General features: G+C 46.4%; 14 protein-coding genes. 2 read left to right on the forward strand and 12 right to left on the reverse strand.

Translation table 11 applies throughout. From position 1 onward, the window contains the following. Window positions 1-3: 3 nt before the first annotated feature. Both MHH92_RS29835 and MHH92_RS29840 read right to left on the reverse strand, forming a co-directional pair. The gene (locus tag MHH92_RS29835; protein ID WP_340907553.1) at window positions 4-4,026 is read right to left on the reverse strand and encodes an S-layer homology domain-containing protein; all 4,023 of its coding nucleotides are present in this window, start codon (window positions 4,024-4,026) and stop codon (window positions 4-6) included. Between the two features lie 177 nt (window positions 4,027-4,203). Beyond that, window positions 4,204-5,340 carry a response regulator gene (locus MHH92_RS29840; protein ID WP_253504502.1) on the reverse strand — a complete coding sequence of 379 codons (1,137 nt, stop codon included), beginning with the start codon at window positions 5,338-5,340 and terminating at the stop codon, window positions 4,204-4,206. Between the two features lie 177 nt (window positions 5,341-5,517). Between MHH92_RS29840 and MHH92_RS29845 the strand changes: the two genes are divergently transcribed. Further along, on the forward strand, window positions 5,518-8,598 hold the full coding sequence (locus MHH92_RS29845; protein ID WP_253504505.1) for a hybrid sensor histidine kinase/response regulator: 3,081 nt from the start codon (window positions 5,518-5,520) through the stop codon (window positions 8,596-8,598). Between the two features lie 247 nt (window positions 8,599-8,845). On the opposite strand, the gene MHH92_RS29850 is transcribed toward MHH92_RS29845, so the two are convergent. The 10 genes from MHH92_RS29850 to MHH92_RS29895 form a co-directional block, all read right to left on the reverse strand. Beyond that, a complete protein-coding gene (locus MHH92_RS29850) occupies window positions 8,846-10,351 on the reverse strand; it encodes a malate:quinone oxidoreductase (protein ID WP_076252082.1) in 1,506 nt (501 codons plus the stop codon). 378 nt (window positions 10,352-10,729) lie between these two features. Continuing rightward, complete coding sequence (locus tag MHH92_RS29855) at window positions 10,730-11,701, reverse strand: ABC transporter ATP-binding protein (RefSeq protein ID WP_340907554.1); 972 nt, start codon at window positions 11,699-11,701, stop codon at window positions 10,730-10,732. Beyond that, window positions 11,698-12,498, reverse strand: coding sequence for an ABC transporter ATP-binding protein (locus MHH92_RS29860; RefSeq protein WP_253504508.1), 801 nt, complete (start codon window positions 12,496-12,498; stop codon window positions 11,698-11,700). The genes MHH92_RS29855 and MHH92_RS29860 overlap by 4 nt, the downstream gene beginning before the upstream one ends. Continuing rightward, window positions 12,495-13,349 carry a nickel transporter permease gene (gene nikC / locus MHH92_RS29865; protein WP_036611792.1) on the reverse strand — a complete coding sequence of 285 codons (855 nt, stop codon included), beginning with the start codon at window positions 13,347-13,349 and terminating at the stop codon, window positions 12,495-12,497. Before nikC ends, MHH92_RS29860 begins: the two co-directional genes overlap by 4 nt. Continuing rightward, complete coding sequence (gene nikB / locus MHH92_RS29870) at window positions 13,346-14,293, reverse strand: nickel ABC transporter permease (RefSeq protein WP_253504511.1); 948 nt, start codon at window positions 14,291-14,293, stop codon at window positions 13,346-13,348. Before nikB ends, nikC begins: the two co-directional genes overlap by 4 nt. After that, entirely contained in the window at window positions 14,293-15,843 is a 1,551-nt protein-coding gene (gene nikA, locus MHH92_RS29875; protein ID WP_340907555.1) for a nickel ABC transporter substrate-binding protein, read from the reverse strand. The genes nikB and nikA overlap by 1 nt, the downstream gene beginning before the upstream one ends. Window positions 15,844-16,078: 235 nt before the next feature. Further along, the gene (locus MHH92_RS29880; protein ID WP_340907556.1) at window positions 16,079-16,600 is read right to left on the reverse strand and encodes an SUKH-4 family immunity protein; all 522 of its coding nucleotides are present in this window, start codon (window positions 16,598-16,600) and stop codon (window positions 16,079-16,081) included. 4 nt (window positions 16,601-16,604) lie between these two features. Further along, complete coding sequence (locus MHH92_RS29885; RefSeq protein WP_340907557.1) at window positions 16,605-17,873, reverse strand: WXG100 family type VII secretion target; 1,269 nt, start codon at window positions 17,871-17,873, stop codon at window positions 16,605-16,607. Window positions 17,874-18,116: 243 nt separating this feature from the next. Then, on the reverse strand, window positions 18,117-18,950 hold the full coding sequence (locus MHH92_RS29890) for a hypothetical protein (protein WP_340907558.1): 834 nt from the start codon (window positions 18,948-18,950) through the stop codon (window positions 18,117-18,119). 96 nt (window positions 18,951-19,046) lie between these two features. Further along, on the reverse strand, window positions 19,047-19,853 hold the full coding sequence (locus tag MHH92_RS29895; RefSeq protein WP_340907559.1) for a DNA-binding protein: 807 nt from the start codon (window positions 19,851-19,853) through the stop codon (window positions 19,047-19,049). Between the two features lie 219 nt (window positions 19,854-20,072). On the opposite strand from MHH92_RS29895, the gene MHH92_RS29900 reads away from it, so the two are divergent. After that, on the forward strand, window positions 20,073-20,423 hold the full coding sequence (locus tag MHH92_RS29900) for a helix-turn-helix domain-containing protein (RefSeq protein WP_340907560.1): 351 nt from the start codon (window positions 20,073-20,075) through the stop codon (window positions 20,421-20,423). The last annotated feature ends 91 nt before the right edge of the window (window positions 20,424-20,514 follow it).

Below are 20,514 nucleotides of genomic sequence, written 5' to 3' on the forward strand. Positions count from 1 at the left end.
TGTTTATTGATCAATCAAGTTGGTTACTTTCAACATTCTTGCAATCAATGCAGTGACCTCAGCACGGGTCATCGTGGTCTTCGGACTCAGCACTTCTGGCCCATTACCTTGGATGATCCCCGCTGTAATCAACTGGGCTACATCTTCCTTGGCCCAATTCGATACATCGGCTGCATCACTGTAACGTTCCAGTTCAGAGTTCATCTGATCCGGGCTAATTGCCGCTTCCGGCTCAATCAGACGGTAGGCACGAGCAACCATAGCAAATCCTTGCTCACGTGTGATCTCCTGATTACCGTTGAAGTTCCCATTATCGTAACCGCGAACGATACCGAATTCATTTGCAAGGGCTACCGCAGAGCGGAACCATGCGGAATCGTTAACGTCAGGGAATAGATTCTGTGGTGCATCCTGACGCATTAAGCCCAGTCCAAGCACAACAATCTCGGCAAACTCAGAACGAGTAACCTGACGGTTCGGTGAGAATGTGTTATCTCCGTTACCTTGCAGATCTAATCTCGCAGCGATGTTGTTCACATCAGTTTTGCCCCAATGGGATCTGGCATCTTCAAAATCCTGCGGGTTCCAGATAACCGAGTAACTTCCGCTGCTACGCAAGTCATTAATGAGTGCGTAGTAACGACTACTGATCTTCGTGACAACCGTTGGTACATGGAAGATGCTACCGTCCGGATTAATGATTACACCTGTAGTAATCCGGTTCGGATCGATACCTTCCGGAAGTGCAATATACTTCGGTGCATAACCGTTCAGCTGGCCGGATCGCACGGTCTGTCCATCTTTCGTAAACGTCAGATCCAGATCAACCGGTGTGACAAGTAGCTCGTATCCTTGGGATGCGGCTCTTGTCTCGGCGCTGTCAATCAAGGCATCCGAGGAACGTGCGATATCAACATGGACATCAATATCATTCAACGCTGCATTACCAAGCTGTCTGGACACACCATTCACGTCCATTTTACCGCCAGGTACCGGATAGATTGCCAGCGGATTGCTAATGTTTAGTTTGGAACCTTGATCCACCAATTGTTTCAGTGTTTCCAGGGTTAAACCGTCCACCTTCATATCCCCATCATTCGGTGAATGAATGGCGAACTGCTGGCCTGTGCCTTGTGACATGGCAACATTCAGCTTGGCTGGATCAACTTGAACCAATGTTTCTTTGTTATTAGATGGTTTGGATGTAGCAAATGGTTGATGGCTACCATCCCGTGTTGTTTCCAAATTATCCTTCACAGGTGCCGGAGTTGGCGTTGGTACTGGCGCAGGTGTAGGTGCTGGTGTGCTTCCACCGTTACCTCCCGTATTTCCACCGCCGCCATTGTTGCCTCCACCATTGTTACCATTGTCACTGGATGCTCTAGTCACGTTGATTTTATACGCCGTAACATTTCCAAGTGAATCGGTTACTCTAACAACGATCTTATTCCCACCGACTTGAAGCGGTAGATTCTCACTTACAGTACTACTTGAAACCTCGTTCCATTCTCCATCTCCAACAGCTATTTCAATCTTCGCAAGTGGATCAAGTGCCGTTGGCGTGAGCTGGAATTGATATACGCTATTCGGCACAGAGATGGTGTACGTGTCTTTCGCCGGATCAAAGGCCGGGGACAAGCTTCCCACGGAAGGGACCAGCGTCTGCAACGTAGATGCATCTGTACCAATTACTTTGGTAAGTCCCGTTCTTGCATCAGTCAGATCCTGAAGTGCCTTGTCTACCTGCGCTTGATTCGCTGTCAGATCATTAAGCACTCGATTTGCTTCATTCATCGCATCTTTGAGTGCTTCCCAGCTCGCTGGTGTGTACGCTGACTCTTCCAGGCTTTCACCTGTAATTTCAGTTACTTTCGCTTGCAAAACTGATTTATCTACAACTGGTACAGATGTTGTAGGGATTAGGCCCGTTCTTGCATCAGTCAGATCCAAAAGAACCTTGTTTACCTGCGCTTGGGTCGCTGTCAGATCATTAAGCACTCGATTTGCTTCATTCATCGCATCTTTGAGTGCTTCCCAGCTCGCTGGTGTGTACGCTGACTCTTCCAGGCTTTCACCTGTAATTTCAGTTACTTTCGCTTGCAAAACTGATTTATCTACAACGGGTACAAATGTTGTAGGGATTAGGCCCGTTCTTGCATCAGTCAGATCCTGAAGTGCCTTGTCTACCTGCGCTTGATTCGCTGTCGGATCATTCAACACTCGCTCTGCTTCATTCATCGCATTATCCAGTGCTGTCCAGCTCGCTGGTGTGTACTCCTCTTCGTCCAGTTCGCCTGTTTCGATATTACCGTTAATCTCATCGATTTTGGCTTTCAACTTCGCCTTATCAATAACATCATAACTTTTCGAATTCGACTCTTCTGAATCTGAATAGGCTGGATTGTTCGTCTTCGCTGTTACTGTCACTTTGTAGGTGCCAACTTCTAGCGATGGTACCAATTGCGACAGGTTAAGCGCCATTCCGGTTACTTCCACCGTCCGCTTCGTGCCGTCTTCCAGTTCGATTGTTACTTCATATTTATCTGCATGTGCAACTGCTTCCCATGTCAACTCATCGTCGGTCAGTGTGACGTCGGGTACCGTCAAAGGAGTAGCAGCAGTTGCAATGGTAAAGTACGAGTTCGGACCAAAACTAGAGGTATTCAGGGTTAATTGGCCATTCTCAATTAAATGTAATGAGTTTGGATTACCAAATTTAGCATCATCGCTGATCACAACATATTGAGGCAACGCCGGGTTACCTCCCGTTTCGTCTACCTGAAGTGTAATCTGTGATTCAGTCCAGTTTGCTTTCTGTACCTTGTAGATACGCTCCATCCCAAGCATTTTTTTCTCATCTTTCGTAATCGGTGTTTTGAATTCAGTACTTGCTCCATTGTCACCAAACGTAAAGAAAGAAGAATCCTTTGAGAATTCATTTTTATTTGCAGAATTGGTATCCTCAACACTGTTGCCCAATGCAATCGTCAACGCAGATCCCTGTTCCTGCGCTTTGGCTTGTTTCTGCATCAATCCGCTCTGATCATCTCGACCGATGCTTGTAATGCGATGGGTATAGACTGCGTTCTCCTGGGCATCCCAGATCGTAGCCATGTTTGAATCGACATATGAATTGGCTTTCGTCTGATCAAGCGTATAGCCGTATTTGATCGCCAGATATGTGCTGACTTTTTGGCGTTCTGCGTCCGTAAGAGCATGGTCAAATACGATGATTTCTTCAATCGTACCCTGCCAATATCCACTATTGGACGCAGTTGCCGGAATTAGCTTACCAACTACGGCTCCGTCCGAGTTACCAGTATTCCACGCCTTATTAAGTTCTTTTCCCCAACCACCCAGTTCCTGTACCTGCTTCATTTTACTGTACAATCTAGCTATATTCGTTCCAGTGTCTCCACCTGTCCAAGTAACAAATAGCTCGGTCGGGAATGTCATTTCCATAAACTTGTTGGGAGTGTATAAAGTCTGATTACTGTCACTGTTAAATGTTGTCAAGCCGCCCCTTGCGTCAACTTGAAGCATCCCCATACCCGTATAACCACCCGTTTGTACTCCCCATGAAATAACATAATTGATGCCATCAGTTTTATTGGTTTTACTAACGGTAATGATCGATCTGGGACTCTTCCCTTGAGGAAGCTTACTTACATCCAGATTCATAAAACTACTCGTGCCGTTATATTCCAATACCGGATTGAAATTGATATTATGACTCTTATCATCCCAATAGGTCGGTTGATTAGCTTCCGTACTTTGGGTTGCGTTGTTTATTTTACTGCCTTGATCTTCCCAGATACTCACCTTTTCGCCGCTGGCAACTCCGCTTACCCGCTCTGGTCGTAGCCATAGTGAAGGGGATCCAACTCCGCCCGGACCAACAGGAGTCTGGTTAGTTGCCTCCGCTTGAGCCAAACTCATGGGCAACGTTCCAATCGCTAGAATAAAGGAAAGAACCAGCATGGAAATTCTTTGCCATGGTTTCTTCCGGATTTTTGCTGTGTACATAGTTTCCTCCTACTTAATATGTTATTTTTGGACTGCTTACTGACTCAAAACATCATATCTACCCTCATCTTGCTTATTCTACACATGGCCTCTTACCAAACTCTTACCAAACCTTTCACTAGCAAATACAACAAAAAACAGCCTTGCAAATGAAGCTGCAAGGCTGTATATTTCCAATTAACTATTCGAATTTTTCCATTGTTGGTACCATAACTCAACTTCTAGGCCAGGGCGTATACCTGCCTCTTGTTCTAAAGCGATAACCAACTGATTATATTGAGCGACCACAGGATCTTTATTGCCTAATCGATCGTAGGTCTTCATTAAGGCCAGTCCGACTTCCTCCAATGATGGTTCGAATTGCTGTACCCGGTAATATAACGTGAGTGCTTCCGTATTCTGTCCCAGTTCGATGTAATATTGTGCAAGTTGCATGGCATGATTACGCCATAGTGCATGCAAGCGCTGACGCTCCAGTTCAGCCCATACGTAATCGTCCTCACCATAATATTTGCCTTCATATTGATCTGAGGTCTGCCGATGTTCAGTTATTGTAGACGAAGATAATAGAGGCAATCGGGTAAGACGACTCTCCCATTCTTCCGCATCAATCCTGAATTCACCCGTTTCCAACAGATAACCAAACTGTTGATAACGAATGACCATCTTGTCCTCACCCATGAATTCGTTCATCATGCTGCGTAAGCGATGGATCCCACTGTGCAGATTGGATATACCTCTCCGCTCATCCAACTCTGGCCACAACAGTTCAAGTAGCGTATCCCGCTTAATTGGTTTGTTCCGATGGTGGAGCAAATAGGCGAATAACTCTCTAATCTTGGTTGTTCTGAACTTCATATGTTTTGGCGGCTCATTTGGGTGCACTTGGACTTGAAGCATCCCCAGACAACGGATCATCATGGATGGCCCTTCTGTTATATTCAGACTTGCTGACACCGTTCGGCGTTGATACATCTTCATCGTTTTTTCCAAACGGTCACGCGTTACAGGCTTCATAATATAGTCCAGCACTTCAAGCCCATAGGCCGTCAGTGCATGTTCGTTATATGCGGTTGTGAAAATAACTTCTGTTCCAGGAGAAACCTCATGGATACGTTCGGTCGCCTCGATCCCGTTCATCCCCGGCATTTGAACGTCCATGAAGACGATTTCCGGCAGATGAATTTCGATCTGATCTATGGCTTCCTGTGCCGTCAGAAAAGAGCCGATAACTTCGCAATCCTCTCTCTCTTGCAACAGTTTGTTCAACCTGCTCAGAGCGAGATATTCATCATCTACCAAAATCACTCTCATATGCACAACTCCTCTGGCTCACTGATCACCCTTTAATCTATAATTTTACCATAAATCCTAACGTGGGACCGCTATCATTTAAATATAGAATCTATGTTCCGGTATTCAAAAAAATGTTCATCTTTGGCAGAGGGCATGCAGGAATTTGAAGTAAACTGTCGAAAACTAAAGTCTGCCATGAAACCAATAACCTATAAAAAGATACCCCGTTATGTAGTGCTGTCGATTCTATTCCTGACTATTTTGCTTGGCTTTCGCTGGATATGGTCCGAGACTTTCACTATACCCGCACATCCTGAACCCATTGAAGGCTTGTTAGACCTTCGAGGCTGGGACCTCGCCAACACTTCACCCATATCCCTGGATGGAGAATGGGAGTTTTATCCCCAGACGTTAATCTCTAATCGTGACGTGAAAATAGCGGATAACCCATCCACACCGATTCAAGTTCCCGGTGACTGGCGTGATGCATTACCACAATCCTCATCGTCGTTTGGATATGGGACATACCATCTTCGCATACTTTTAGATCCATCTGTGGAGGAAGTCTCTCTCTGGGCTCAGAAAATCCAGACATCATCGATCATCGAGATGAACGGGACCATTGTTGCCGAATTCGGCCAACCTGCCACTCATGCCGAAGCCTATCGACCAGAAAGGACTGCATTTACAACTTCCTATGTGCTTGACGGTTCTACCGAACTCAATCTTTTGGTGCAGACAGCCAATTTTGACGATCCTTATAGCGGAGGGATCACGCGCTCACTCTATTTTGGTTCTCCAGAAGCCATTGGCAGTGAACGAGGATTGTCTATCGATCTGCAAAAGATCACGTTCGCCATACTGATTTTGCACAGCCTATACGCTTTTGTCATGTTTCTGTTTATCCGGAAGGAACGAGCTCTGCTGACGTTCTCGATGCTAACACTGGTAGCTGCCCTAACGGTCGCTTCCGACCATGACAATCTGTTATTAAGTTGGATTCCTCTCAACTTCACTTGGATCGTTAAGGCCAAAGCGTTGTCCTATCCGTTGTTCGCATTCTTTCTTTTACAAATGGCTAAAAGCTTCTCCCATAATCTACAATGGCGTAAACTGTTCCGCATCTATGCCAGCGTGCTTGGCGTTTACTGTTTATTTTTGCTCGTCGCACCAGTGACCCTGATCTATCATGTACTTGAGATTGGGCTCTCTGATTTCCTTTATCTGTTTGCCATCGGCTGGTCGGTGTACCTATTCTTCCGAATGGCAGCCGAGAAACGAAGCGACGCAAGCTTTTTGCTCTTTGCGGCTACTAGTAGCCTATCAAGCGTGTTATGGGGAATTGTGAACTCACATAGCGAAATTACCAACGTGTATTATCCGATCGATGTGATCGCGGCCATGTTTGGCTTCTCCGCCTATTGGTTCAGAAAATACTTCCGCAATTCAAGTGAGATCGAGAAGTTGTACGAACAGCTCAAAGAGGAGGATCGCCAGAAGGATCAGTTTCTTGTGAATACAGCTCATGAATTGCGTACACCGCTGCACGGGATCATCAATATCGCCGAGAGCATCGCGGTCCGTGAACGTCGTAAATCAGGTGGGCAGCAGGCAGAGGACATGAAGCTGTTAGTTACCATCGGCCGACGCATGTCCCAACTGGTGGATGACCTCCTTGATGTCATTCGTTTGAAAGAAAAACGTATTACGCTTCAGAAGAAACCTTTATCTCTTGCCTCTGTCATTCCAGGCGTGATCGGTATGTTCCGATTCATGGCAGAGGGCAAGCCCATCCATATGCAGGTGGATATTCCTGAATCACTGCCGTTGATTCAGGCTGATGAGAGAAGACTTGTTCAGGTGCTCTACAACCTGTTGCATAATGCACTCAAATTTACCGATGAGGGTACAATTACCGTGTCCGTTCGGGAACATGGAGAGTACGTCTTGATTCAAGTTTCAGATACAGGTGTTGGTATGAGTGAGGAGATACAACAGCGAATATTCGAGGCGTATGAACAAGGGACCCCAGAGGCTCGTTTAAGCGGAGGAATCGGCCTCGGTCTCAATATCAGCAGGCAGCTCACAGAACTCCATGGCGGCCAACTCACCGTGCAATCCGCACCGGGGCAAGGATCGACCTTCCAGATCTCGCTTCCACGGGAAGACACCGCATCGTTATCGGACCAGACTGAGCAGCAATGGGACGCTCACAGCTTCGATGAAATTGCGATTGCAGAGCCGCAGCAGCAGACCGTCTCTCAAGATAAGACTGCCGCAAGAATTCTTGCCGTCGATGATGATCCTGTAAACCTGCGAGTACTGATCTCCATGCTTGCGAATGAACCGTATCATATTCAACCCGCTGCCTCGGCGCTTGAGGCACTTGAATTATTGGATAAGGAGCCTTGGGACTTACTGATTGCCGATGTCATGATGCCTCATATGTCCGGTTATGAATTGACAGAGAACGTACGCAAGCGTTATTCGGTATCGGAGCTCCCCATCCTGTTGCTGACGGCCCGTAACGAACCAGCGGATGTATACGCCGGATTCATGGCCGGTGCTACGGACTATGTCACCAAGCCCGTGGATGCCGTTGAATTAAGGCATCGCATCGGGTCTCTGATCGTACTGAAACAATCCATTGATGAGAGACTGCGCATGGAGGCTGCTTACTTACAAGCACAGATTCAGCCCCATTTTCTTTTTAATACGCTCAATTCAATCATGGTTCTTAGTGAGATGGACACGGAGCGAATGCAGAAACTGGGCGATGCTTTTATCGAGTATCTTCAGACCAGCTTTCATTTTGTCAATTCGGAGAAAATGGTTGAGGTCACTCATGAGTTGGATCTCTCCCGCGCCTATCTCTACATTGAGAAAGAACGATTCATGAATCGGTTGAACGTCATCTGGGATATTCCCGATGATCTTGATCTATCCCTGCCGCCACTCACCATTCAACCGCTCATTGAGAATGCTGTTCGACATGGTATTCTCAGTAAAGTTGAGGGTGGAACCGTGCATATCCGAATCATCAACCAAACAGCGTCCACCTTGATTGAGATCGAGGATGACGGTGTGGGGATGCAGCCCGAGCAGATCGAACGGGCACTAGCGTGGCCCAAGAAAGGTCCCGGTGGAACTGGAGGCATTGGATTAACCAATACACATCGCCGGTTGACCCAGATGTACGGACAAGGTTTGACCATCGTCAGCTCGCCGGGCCAAGGTACGAAAGTTTCCTTTGTCATCCCTTTGGACCGCAGTTGAGAGCCTGAGCATTAAGATCGTTCTATAACTCTACAGCGGCATATTATTCGATCCATATCCGTTTGCTCTGTGTAAGGTCTACGGGGAAAGCGATGATAGCGGACATGTTCAAGTTCAAGCCCAGGCTCGAGTTCAAGTTCAGGTTCTGATATACCAAATAAACCAAAAGAGAGCTAAGCACAGGGTTCGTCCCGGCTTAGCTCTCTTTTCTATGACTTCATTATGATCTAACACAATAAGCTAAACGTTATACGTGCAGGACATGTTTTTCATCCGATAATCCCAGTGCCTTGGCTGTTGAAGAATGAACCTCTTTGAGAAGATCCAAGTTCTCCACAAGGGATATGCCGTAGGAAGGAATCATTTCCTTGATCTTTGGCTCCCATGCCTCCATATGCTGCGGGAAGCACCGCTGAAGGATCTCAAGCATGACCTGAACGGCAGTGGATGCACCCGGTGATGCACCTAACAGAGCCGCAATCGTTCCATCTGCAGACGTGACCACTTCCGTACCAAATTGGAGCGTACCCTTGCCACCCTGGACGGTATCCTTGATCACCTGCACACGCTGCCCCGCCAGAACCATATCCCAATCCTCGCTCTTCGCACCCGGAACAAAGTCACGTAATTCTGCCATACGTTGCTCTTTGGATAACATCAGTTGTTGGATCAGGTATTTGGTCAAAGAAATTTCTTTGACACCTGCTGCGAGCATCGTAAGCAGATTGTGCATCTTAACAGACGTGATTAAGTCGGCATTGGAACCCGTCTTCAGGAACTTCGGCGAGAACCCGGCAAACGGTCCGAACAGCAGTGATTTTTTATTGTCGATAAAACGGGTATCCAGATGAGGAACGGACATAGGCGGAGCCCCTACCGAAGCCTTGCCATATACTTTGGCGTGATGCTGTTCCACGACTTTTTGATTTTTGCACACCATAAAGATCCCACTGACCGGGAATCCGCCGATATGTTTACCTTCCGGAATGCCCGTCTTCTGGAGCAAATGCAGACTTCCGCCGCCCGCGCCGATGAAGACGAATTTTGCCTTATGGCGTTCGACTGCACCACTCTTCAGGTTTTTCACGGATAATTCCCATTGTCCATCGCTGGTGCGTTTCATATTCTTCACGCTATGTTGGTAGTGGACGCCCACTTGTTGTTCCTTCAAATGTTTGATCAGCATACGCGTTAAAGCACCAAAGTTAACGTCCGTACCGGAGTCAATTTTGGTCGCTGCAACAGGTTCATTACTGGTACGATCTTTCATCATCAGCGGCATCCATTTCGCCAGCTCTTTCTTGTCATCCGAGAATTCCATGCCTGCGAACAACGGGTGATTCGACAAGGAGTCATAACGTCTTTTCAAAAACTGGACATTGCTCTCTCCGTGTACATAACTCAAATGGGGAATCGGCATAATGAAGTCCCGCGGATTACGAATCAGACGGCTATTGACGAGATAGGACCAAAATTGCTTTGAGATCTGAAATTGTTCATTCACTTTAATCGCTTTGCTAATATCTACGGTTCCGTCTGGTCGTTCAACGGTATAGTTAAGTTCGCACAATGCAGCATGCCCGGTTCCGGCATTATTCCATTCGTTGGAGCTTTCCTCTCCTGCAGTGGCTAGCTTTTCGAAAACCTTAATATTCCAGTCTGGTGCCAATTCTTTTAGCAAAGTTCCCAAAGTTGCACTCATAATTCCGGCACCAATCAAGATAACATCTGTACTCGTTTGTCCCTGGCTCATGTCTACCGTCCTTATATCCTATATTTGCCAAAAGGATGTAAGCGTTATCGATTTGGCATTTGCAGCAAGCCCATTCTTGAACGGGATCGCACCTTCTCTGAATGATTATAACCTTGATCTAGTGTATCAATAATATAGAGCAATTTAAATATGCAATTTCAAGATATTTGCTATTCCATCAGTATACGCTAGTTTACATCGGAACGTTAGCCCGGTTATAGGCCTGAAAGATATATTTGTTCAAAACAAAGAAAGGAACCCGGTTTTAGGGGAACTTTGGTGATGAAATGGATGCACTAAAAGCCGCTCTCGAATCTCTTCGTAAGGCGGCTTCATATATAAATTAACGATTACCACCCCCGGCGTCTCCGGGAGTACTCAGAAGATCGAAATTAATTCTTTCGTATACGGATGGCGTTCTTCAGCGAACAACGCTTCTGCGTCAAAGCGGTCAACGATCTGACCTTCCCGCATAACGATGATACGCTGGCTCATGCGATGTACCGCGGCCAAGTCATGCGAGATGAACACGTATGAAAGACCAAGCGATGTCCGCAGATCGGTGAGCAACTGCAAAACTGCTCCTTGCGAGATCACGTCCAGGCTGGCCGTCGGTTCATCCAGAACAACAACGTCAGGCTCAATGCCAATGGCACGCGCGATCGTGACGCGCTGACGCTGTCCACCACTTAACTCGTGCGGATATCGTCCAGCCATATCGCTTGGAAGCTCGACCGCTTCAAGCAACTTTTGGACGTAAGCCTCCTTCGACGTGTAGGTAAAGTGGGACAGCTCGGCGTTCCGTCCAAGTTGTTCGTACGGATCAATTAACGAATCGGCAATCTTGAGCTTCGGGTTTAGTGCTGCCATTGGATTCTGGAAAACAATCTGAATCTTCCGGCGATGTGGCCGCAACCTTCGGCCGCTCAGCCGTGCAATATCCTGTCCACCCAGTGTAATCGAGCCTGTATCTGCATCTTCAATCCGTAGCAGACAGCGGGCGAGCGTACTCTTGCCGCACCCGCTCTCGCCAACCAGGCCAAGGCATTCGCCGTGGTTCAGGGTGAAGGAAATATCGTTCACAGCCGGTCGGTCTGCACCTGCATACGTTCGGCTCAGATGTTCCACGTGAAGCACAGGATTGCCTGGGATGCTGAGCGATGAAGCATTGCCTGTACCCGTGGTATCTATATCAGCATCTGTATCTGCATGATCTGTTTCGGTAGTAGTTATGACTGTACTGTCTGTGTCTGTATGGTTTACGTCTTTTGCAAAATCGTGGCTTCGCACACCAGATTCTTCTTCGGACTGCACGAGTCCACGGTGGTCATCATTTGCGGTCATCTTCATTCCGTTCCCGCCTCCTTCAATCCCGACTTCAGTGAGCGACTCAGGACGGGAGCCGCATCAATCAGCTGGCGCGTATATTCATGCTGGGGATGATCAAGAATGCGATGTTTCCCGCCAGATTCGACGATCTGCCCTTCCTTCATCACAGCCAAGCGGTTGGCATAGCGACGTACATGGCGCCAATCGTGTGTGATAAACAGAATAGCACAGCCCGTCTCCGCTTGCTTGCGTGCCAGCAACTCCAATACGCGATGCCCGGAGACACTATCGAGTGCCGTTGTTGCTTCGTCAGCGATCAGCAGACGAGGTGAGAGCATCAGCGAGGTGGCAATCGAGGCCCGCTGAAGCTGTCCACCGCTCAACTGGAACGGATAGCGGCGTAGCAATTCAGCGCCAAGGCCAACCGATTCCAGCGCTTCCTCCGCTCGTTTCTTGCGGATGGCAGAAGACTTTTCCCCATGTACCTTCTGGTATTCATCAAAGTGCCCACCAATACTGCGAAATGGCGTAAATGCTCCCTGGTAGTCTTGAAAAATGTATGAGATGCGGCTTCCCCGCAGGGCGCGCATCTCCTTTGGCTTCCGTTCGAGCAGGTTGCTGCCCTCGAACATGACTCGCCCCGACGCATGCAGGTTGGGCGGCAGCAGACGACCAATGGCTTGCGAGAGTAAGCTTTTGCCGCTACCACTCTGTCCAACCAATGCCATGAACTCGCCTTCGCGAACAGCCAGAGAGACTTGATCTACAATCGTACGATCCCGAGTGGAGATACTCAGTTCCTCAATGGAGAGAATCATGGCTGCACCTCCTTCTTCACGTCAAACCGGTCTCTTAGATAGTCACCCAGCATGTTGGCAAGCAGCACTACCGAGACAATGGCAAGACCCGGATAGATCATCAGCTCCGGCCGAGACTGGAAGTACGGCCGTGAGTCGTTCAGCATCGCACCCCATTCAGGTGTTGGCGGCTGTGCGCCAAGGCCGATGTAGGACAATGATGAGATGAGCAGGATGATTTTACCCAGATCAAGACTGGCCAGCACAAGCACATGGCCTGCGATATGCGGAAGCAGATGTTTTCTCATGATACGACCGTCCGAAAGTCCGTTGGTCCGGGCGATGCGAATGTAATCCTTTTGGGACTCCGATAAAACCGTACTTCGAACTAGACGGGCATAGCTGACCCACTTTACGATCACAATCGCCAATACCAGATTACCGATTCCCGCGCCAAGCAAGCCACTTAGCACAATCGCCACGATGGTATCAGGGAAAGCAAGAAAGGCATCAGCAATCCGCATGAACAGCTTATCGACCCAGCCACGTTTGTAACCCGCGATCAAACCAAACGGAATGCCAATCAGCAATGCAGCACCGAGTGCCAGCAGACTATAACCCAGTGTTTGGCCGCCGCCAAGCAGCAGACGTGTCAGTACATCGCGGCCCAGATGGTCGGTGCCGAACGGATGGAGAGCACTTGCGCCCTGCAATCGTCCGCGCAGATCGGTTAAGGTGTGATCATGTTTCAGAACTAAAAAGGCATATACCGAGGCCGCGATGACTAGAAGTGCAAATAGCAAACCAACGATCGCCTGCCAGCTATGTTTTTTAGATTTTGTAGGTGGAATGGGCAGGGGTATGGTTTTCATCGGTGGGCCTCCTTTTCCTTCAGTTTCATTTCGGGATTCAAATAACGATAAGATAGATCAACCGCCGTATTCACGAGGAATACCACAATAGCCATGATCAGGATGTAACCCTGGATCAGTGGATAATCACGCTGGCGGATGGCATCAACGACAAGCTTGCCAATACCCGGATAAGCGAACAACACTTCAATCACAACAACTCCGCCAATCAGGCTACCGAGACTGACGCCGAATACTGTAATGACAGGCGGCAGACTGTGCCGGAAGGCGTGAAGCATGAAGATCCGGCCTTCGGATAACCCTCTTGCCCTGGCGGATCGAACGAACTCCTGGCTAAGGGAATCTAGCAGGCTGGAACGCAAAAGACGCACATAAACGCTGGAGATGGCAAGTCCCAGCGTCAGAGATGGCAGAATAAGCGATGTGAATCCATCCCGGCCCATGGTCGGCAGATTGCCAAAGCGTACGCCGAACGTGTCGATGAGGATCAGACCCAGCCAGAAGCTTGGCACCGCCGCACCCACAATGGAGAGCATGCGGCTGCCGCGGTCAATCCAACTGCCACGATGGAGCGCTGATAGCGAGCCGAGCGGGATAGCTATAACGAGCATGACCAACAGTGCGCCAATCGTCAGTTCAGCCGTGGCTGGCAGCGCACGCATCAGGGTCTGCATGACGGGCTGACCTGTCGAGTACGATACGCCGAAGTCGAGTCGAACAAAATCGAGCAACCAGTTGCCGAACTGGACAGGAAGCGAATCATTGAAGCCCATTTCCTCGCGCACAGCTTCCACCTGTTCCTGACTAACAGACAGTTCGTCCACATTCAGGATCGTCAGCACGGGATCACCAGGAGCCAGACGAATGAACAGGAAACTTACAAACATAATGAACAACAGAAAGATAAATACCTCAAGGAACTTCCGAAGCAAAATGCGAAACATTACATCACATCCAGCTTATTGGTAATCATGTAATATTCACTGCGAGTGGTAACCCAATTCTTGATCTTCTTGCCATTATAGGCAACGATCGTACCTGGATGCAGCACGAATGAATTCAGCACGTTGTCATGCACATAGTTGGCTGCCTTCTCGGCAAGCTCTGCGCGCTTCTCCGGTGCAACTGTGAGATTCAGTTCGTCGATGATCTTGGTCAGTTCCGGATCTTCCGATCCACTGAAGTTAAGAGCACCCTTCGGATGGTACGTCGCATTCAGGTAATAACCAGCATCCCCACGCGGAGCCGTCAAATTACTGTACGTTGCAATATCCCAGTCGCGGTTGGATGCCATATAGTCTTCCGGGGTGTCTATCTGACGGATCTGCACGTCAATACCGATCTTCTTCGCATCAGATTGGAACACTTGAGCAATTAGTGGCAGATCAGCACGGGCTGAATATGTCAGCAGCGTCAGCTGCAATGGTTTGCCATCCTTGGTCATCACGCCGTTTTGCTGCGTGTACCCTGCTTCGTTGAGATATTTTACAGCGACATCAGCTCCGGATTCCGTTGCTGTATCCGTATAGGTTGGTGCGAATGGCAGCGATGGCAGGAACGGCCCGATGGCTGCTTCACCATAGCCGAGCAGGATCGTGTCGACGATACCCTGACGGTCAATCAGCGCGTCCAGTGCACGACGAACATTGAGGTCCTTCATACTCTCCCGCTGCATGTTCATCGTTAGCTGATGCACGCGGAATGTCGATGTGGACTCAACCGTCATGCCGTCCATCGCTTTGAGCGATTCGAGGCTTTCGACTTCCGGACGGTATACGATATCTACCTGCCCAGATTTGAGCGCTAGTGTGCGGGCATTGGCATCTTCATTGAATGAGAACGTGATGGAATCCAGAGGCGATGCTCCGTCCCAATATTCATCATAGCGATCCAGTTGTAGCTTGCTGCCTGGGGTAAAAGAGGTCAGTTTGAACGGGCCCGTACCAATGGGCTTGTTCACAATGTCCGGTTCACTCACGTCGATAATCGCCGTGTTGGGGTTCACCAGTTCCGAAGCGAACTCCGGGAACGGCTGAGTTGTGGTGATCTCCAATCTGTCGCCCTCGGCTTCAATCGTATCAATCTTCAGCGCGTTCTGGATCGCTACATTCTCTTCCAGCGCCCGCTCAAGGGATGCCTTAACGGATTCGCCTGTCATCGGCTTGCCGTTCTGGAAGGTCACGTCATCTCGCAGGTCGATCGTCCAATGCTGACCGTCTTCGCTCTCCCAGCTCTCGGCGAGCCATGGAGCAACCGTCAAGTTCTCTTCATCGAGACGAACCAGCGTTTCCGTAATGCCCGCGCGCAGCGGCACATAGCTGGAATCCACATTTGGATCTAGCGAACTGGTGGAGAAGTTATATAGGAAGTGAACATTTTTATTATCGTTGGATGGTTGCGCAGCGGGACTGGACTCAGATGATCCGCAGGCGCTCAACAGTCCAGCGCTCAAGGCCAAGGAGACCAGCGCTAGCAGTGGCGTCTTTTTATTCAAGGTAATGCCCCTCTCTCTTAATCGTAATCATTATGATCTAAACAATGAGTATTATCATATCGTAATGATTACGTTTTGACAAGAGTTATATTGGTGTTAGAACGAGAAAGAATCCGACTCTCGGATGAGAGCGGATTCTTCATGTTTTTTGTTACATATGAGGGCTTTATTATGGTTATTTTCTTTACGATCCGGGATTGTTTACAGGTAGAACCATGCAGGGTTTCTCGAAGAGTTACAATCCAGTTTCGTAGTCTTCCAGCATATGTGACCAGTAACCTTCGACATTCTTCATTGCTATCGGATCAATCTTCTCAAAATAACCACGAAGTGCTCTGGCATACTCATCTGAGATATATGTACCTTCCAGTCTCATTTTAGTTGCCAGTTCACTTCTAATTAGATGAAACAAAAAGAAGGTTCCCAAATTCTTATTGAGCATATATACGTTGGACTTATCCAATGATGATGTTGCGAAAAACATATCGCTCCCTTGTTTTAGATAGAGACCATACGAGTCACGCATACCATAACTTGCGAAGTGACCAATCTGAATATATTCCTCTCCTTCAATAACTTTCACTTGGAAAGCTTCAGATTCATAAAAGGAAAAATCATCATATTGTTCTGGAACTCCTATGTCGATTAAAAAATGAGCATTCTCTTCAGTTACTCCCCAAGCTTTTAGTTTAGTATAGTCATAATTTATTATATCCGATTCATAGTAGTCCTTTATCTCTACGATATCAAAATCCATGCTCTCATTCCTCCAACTTTTTTATAGCTTGAGCTAGAGCGGCGTTCCCTCTGTCTCTAGAAGCTTTATCTCCGTACTCAACGCTGTAGGTTACTTCAGTGCCTGGGAGCTCATTAGCAAGTAACTCTTTGCAATTATGACCACCAAGATTACAAGGCTCTCTCTCAGTATAAACACGATGTACCGTGTATGTTTGCCCATTTTTCTCAGCAACATTTTTTTCCTCTACCAAAACCATTTCCGAGTGTACTTTTTTAACATCTACTTTTCCACTTGGTTTCACTATTGTGCGTTCAGTGCTCTCAAAGATCTTTTGACTACGAACACCATTTACTTCAATGTCAGCTACTACAAGATTCCTTAAATCAAACACTTTATTTTTCACTCTATATTGTTGCGCCTTTGAACTTAAATCGCTCTCTCCGTAACCAACTTGAGTCGGAATCTTTGTACCAAGTCCTCTATCACCTGAAGTAGGTTTAACTGTACTTTCCGGAGTTTTTCCCTGTTTAATACTATTCTTCGCCTTAGCAGCCTCAATATGCTGTTTAATCTTCGCCACAGCAGGATTAGAAGCAGGCAATCGATAAGGCCCTTTACTACCCGGCATGCTCCCACGAACCATCTGGAGCGCCATGAATATCTGACTAAACTTCAGAGAGGTCACCATCATCTGAGCATACTTATCGGATACAGGCTCTCCTGTCGTAGGATGAATGCCCATCTCAAATGCCTTGATCTGTAACGCAAAAATATCTTCTCCAGGCGGTTCAACGCTCACAGCTTGCATGCGATTAAAGTCCAGATTTCCCTGATCCCTCTGATAAGCCTGAAGAGCAGCCTGGTCCGCAACACCATTCTCGTTGACAGGCATCCATACCCACTTACCAAACATATTGACTTGCGCCATCCGATAGCCCTTATCACCCGAATTTGAATCACCTGATGATTTGGTCATCATAGCTGCGGCACCGACTGCTCCAAACGCACCACCCAGACTTCCCTTCTGAGCATCTGCATCTTGGAAACGCGTGGCGATATCCTTCAATTCTTTGGATGTGTTCACCATACTCTCCAGCGCTTTATCCAGTATAGGTCGCGACTGCTCGAACTCATAGTAAAATCGCTCCTGCGTCGCACCCATCCACATCATCTGAACGAACATGATCTGTCTCGTCAGATCACTTCGTATACTCTCCAACTGTTGTCTGGCTTGATCCACCTGATTCGATACGTGATGTAGTTGTTCAGGGGTAACTTTGATTGTACTCATACGTTTCTCCGCTCATTTGAAATAGGATTATCCTATGTTAGCAGAAGTGTAATATGTAAACTATCCGGCTAACATCCTGATTTCACCATGGTAAAAACACAAACTGTGCTCCTCATCGGTGCTATGGTCCTATATGCATATACCCATTTCTGTGGACCTCTTAAGAAGTTCATCGTCACTCTCCTACAGTTATAACAGAAGATGCCGGAGGAGAGTGATGATGGTGGTCTTTAATAGAGGTTTTTAACTCTGAGAATTCTGAGGTCTGTTAAACGATTTCTTTCTAACATAACTCATATAAAAAATGAATAATAAGAATATGCAAGAAACGACATACCAAACTTTTGTAAATATAAATACTATTGGCGTAACACAAAAAATAATAAACAATGGCCAATTATATCCCTTGTGATTGAATCTGCCCTTCATAAATCCTTCACTGATAATTGCGCATAAAAGAATAAAATAAATAGTGAGATCAAAAAATAGTAACACTATCTCAATACCTTCTAATGCTGATCTTGCTGTAAAAAGGGAACTGATAAAAAACAATACTACAAAAAGTAGAATGAATATAAGATAAGTATGAAAAACAGGTGTTAAAAAAGGAGCTACTTTAGACTTTGCGAAGTTCTCAATACTTACCATAAGATCACCGCTACTATCACTAGTGATTATAGGATTGATTTGTTCACTTTTTAACAACGCAATTTCTTTATTAAGCTCCTTTCGAAAATTGATCATAGCAGCTCTCTGATCAAATGAATTATTTTCTTCTTTCATTTTATTAAAATTCTCAACTAATCTAGGAGGAAATAATACTGAGGCTTTTGAAATTTTCTCCACTGAAAGAAAAAAATCGCTTCTATTATTTATGTATTTGTAAACTTCCATTTCAGCTTCAGTATAGATTTCTAATGCCTTCTCAAAACGTTGTTGATCTATCTTCCTGTTTTCCAAATAATTTGTTCTTAACTCTTTGTACATCCAAACCATAAAAATAATAAAAACGGTGGCCAAGGTAGTACTGATATCTCTAGCAAATAATTCTTTAATTAAATCAATAAAATGACTCATTTAAACGCCTCCCGTAATATATTCCTGAATAATCATACGCATATTACGGGAGAATGGTAACCTGATATTATTTTATATTCAAATCTTATAGAATTCTCAACAACCAGCACTCTCTAAAATCACCCGATACCGCCCAATCTGCTCCTCCGTCGCCTCTTCCCGCAATGATTCCAACAATGCTGTGCACCTTATAAAATACCGATCCATCCCAAGCTTATCCGCTAACCGAATAGCCTGCAAAATGAACTCCAATGCCTCCTGTGGTCTTCCCATCCACTGTTCATACAAAGCCCGCTGATAACAGTAATGGTACATATTATCGTTGTTTGAAGAATCTATTTCTCTGCCATCGCCCTGTATCTGATTCTCGAACACATATAAAACCCGATCAATCTGCCACCTATGCCGCACTGCTGCCTCTGTAATCACTCTCAGACCTGCCAAACCTTCCTCCGGATGCTCAAGCAAAAAGTCCACAAACTCCTCCAGCAGCTCCACCTGCCCGGCTTCAATCTCAAGAGCGTACCGATTCACCTGTGCCTTATGCTTAAACTCCTGCACCACCTGAATACCCACCTCATCCAGATCCTCCATCCATTCCAGATCTGCATATTGATCGATACAAGCCCTCGCCTGATCAACCTGTACCATCTTCTGGTGAGCCATACCCCGCATCAAATGACTGAACCCGTAATAGTAAACCAAGGGCCGCTCGATGTGTATATGTGGTGCAGGTACTCCCTTTGACTGATACTCCTGCCGCTCTTCATGAATCGACTGAACACATTGATATAACATGTCCGCCCTCTCCATTACCTTGTTCCAATTTTCAAAAGCCACAGCCATGTCCAACATTTCAACAATGATGTCCGGTTTGAGTGATTTTAGGATAGATTTACGCAAAGAGAAGCCCTCCCTCTATATAGGTTACGTTAGGCTATTAAACCAAGTCATTTATGCCTTGCATAAAGTATCCTATTTATTTTCTTTTAGAAACTACAAAGAAGTAGTACAATAAATCTAATATAGTACTTAATCAAAGTTTTTTCAATATTTTTTACTGCCTTTATAACCCTGCTAATTACTTCAATACTCTCCTAACCTTTAGGAGAGGTGGTTAATATGACAACATTACGAAATTCGGTAGGAGAACGGATTAGAGCAATTCGTAAGGCGAAGGGTTTAACACAACAGCAACTTGCAGAACTTTCAGGATTGGATGATGCATATGTTGGTTCATTGGAAAGAGGAGAGCGCAATTTTTCAATTGATACATTGGAAAAAATTATTATAGGTTTGAAAGTTTCCCCTTATGATGTGCTAAGTCGTGATTACAGTGAAAATGAGGAGTTATTATTACGGAGGAGAGCAGTAGATGAATATTCTTCATTGATTAATGATATAAGTATAAAAGATGTTGATAGAATCAAACGTATGATAAAAGAACTCCGAGAAGTTTTAATCAAGAGTTAGGTTCTTTCACAAGCCATAGATATACTCATTCCAAATTATAGACAAAACAAAGTAGAGTGACAAACACCCTCCTTTGTTTTAGTTATTCAAT

Source organism: Paenibacillus sp. FSL M7-1414 (assembly GCF_038003195.1).
GTDB lineage: Bacteria > Bacillota > Bacilli > Paenibacillales > Paenibacillaceae > Paenibacillus > Paenibacillus amylolyticus.

What these genes read in the sequence shown, in the direction of transcription:
- MHH92_RS29835 (WP_340907553.1), bottom strand. Translation starts at nt 4,026, where the DNA reads ATGTACACAGCAAAAATCCGGAAGAAACCATGGCAAAGAATTTCCATG.
- MHH92_RS29840 (WP_253504502.1), bottom strand. Translation starts at nt 5,340, where the DNA reads ATGAGAGTGATTTTGGTAGATGATGAATATCTCGCTCTGAGCAGGTTG.
- MHH92_RS29845 (WP_253504505.1), top strand. Translation starts at nt 5,518, where the DNA reads ATGAAACCAATAACCTATAAAAAGATACCCCGTTATGTAGTGCTGTCG.
- MHH92_RS29850 (WP_076252082.1), bottom strand. Translation starts at nt 10,351, where the DNA reads ATGAGCCAGGGACAAACGAGTACAGATGTTATCTTGATTGGTGCCGGA.
- MHH92_RS29855 (WP_340907554.1), bottom strand. Translation starts at nt 11,701, where the DNA reads ATGAAGATGACCGCAAATGATGACCACCGTGGACTCGTGCAGTCCGAA.
- MHH92_RS29860 (WP_253504508.1), bottom strand. Translation starts at nt 12,498, where the DNA reads ATGATTCTCTCCATTGAGGAACTGAGTATCTCCACTCGGGATCGTACG.
- nikC (WP_036611792.1), bottom strand. Translation starts at nt 13,349, where the DNA reads ATGAAAACCATACCCCTGCCCATTCCACCTACAAAATCTAAAAAACAT.
- nikB (WP_253504511.1), bottom strand. Translation starts at nt 14,293, where the DNA reads ATGTTTCGCATTTTGCTTCGGAAGTTCCTTGAGGTATTTATCTTTCTG.
- MHH92_RS29880 (WP_340907556.1), bottom strand. Translation starts at nt 16,600, where the DNA reads ATGGATTTTGATATCGTAGAGATAAAGGACTACTATGAATCGGATATA.
- MHH92_RS29885 (WP_340907557.1), bottom strand. Translation starts at nt 17,873, where the DNA reads ATGAGTACAATCAAAGTTACCCCTGAACAACTACATCACGTATCGAAT.
- MHH92_RS29890 (WP_340907558.1), bottom strand. Translation starts at nt 18,950, where the DNA reads ATGAGTCATTTTATTGATTTAATTAAAGAATTATTTGCTAGAGATATC.
- MHH92_RS29900 (WP_340907560.1), top strand. Translation starts at nt 20,073, where the DNA reads ATGACAACATTACGAAATTCGGTAGGAGAACGGATTAGAGCAATTCGT.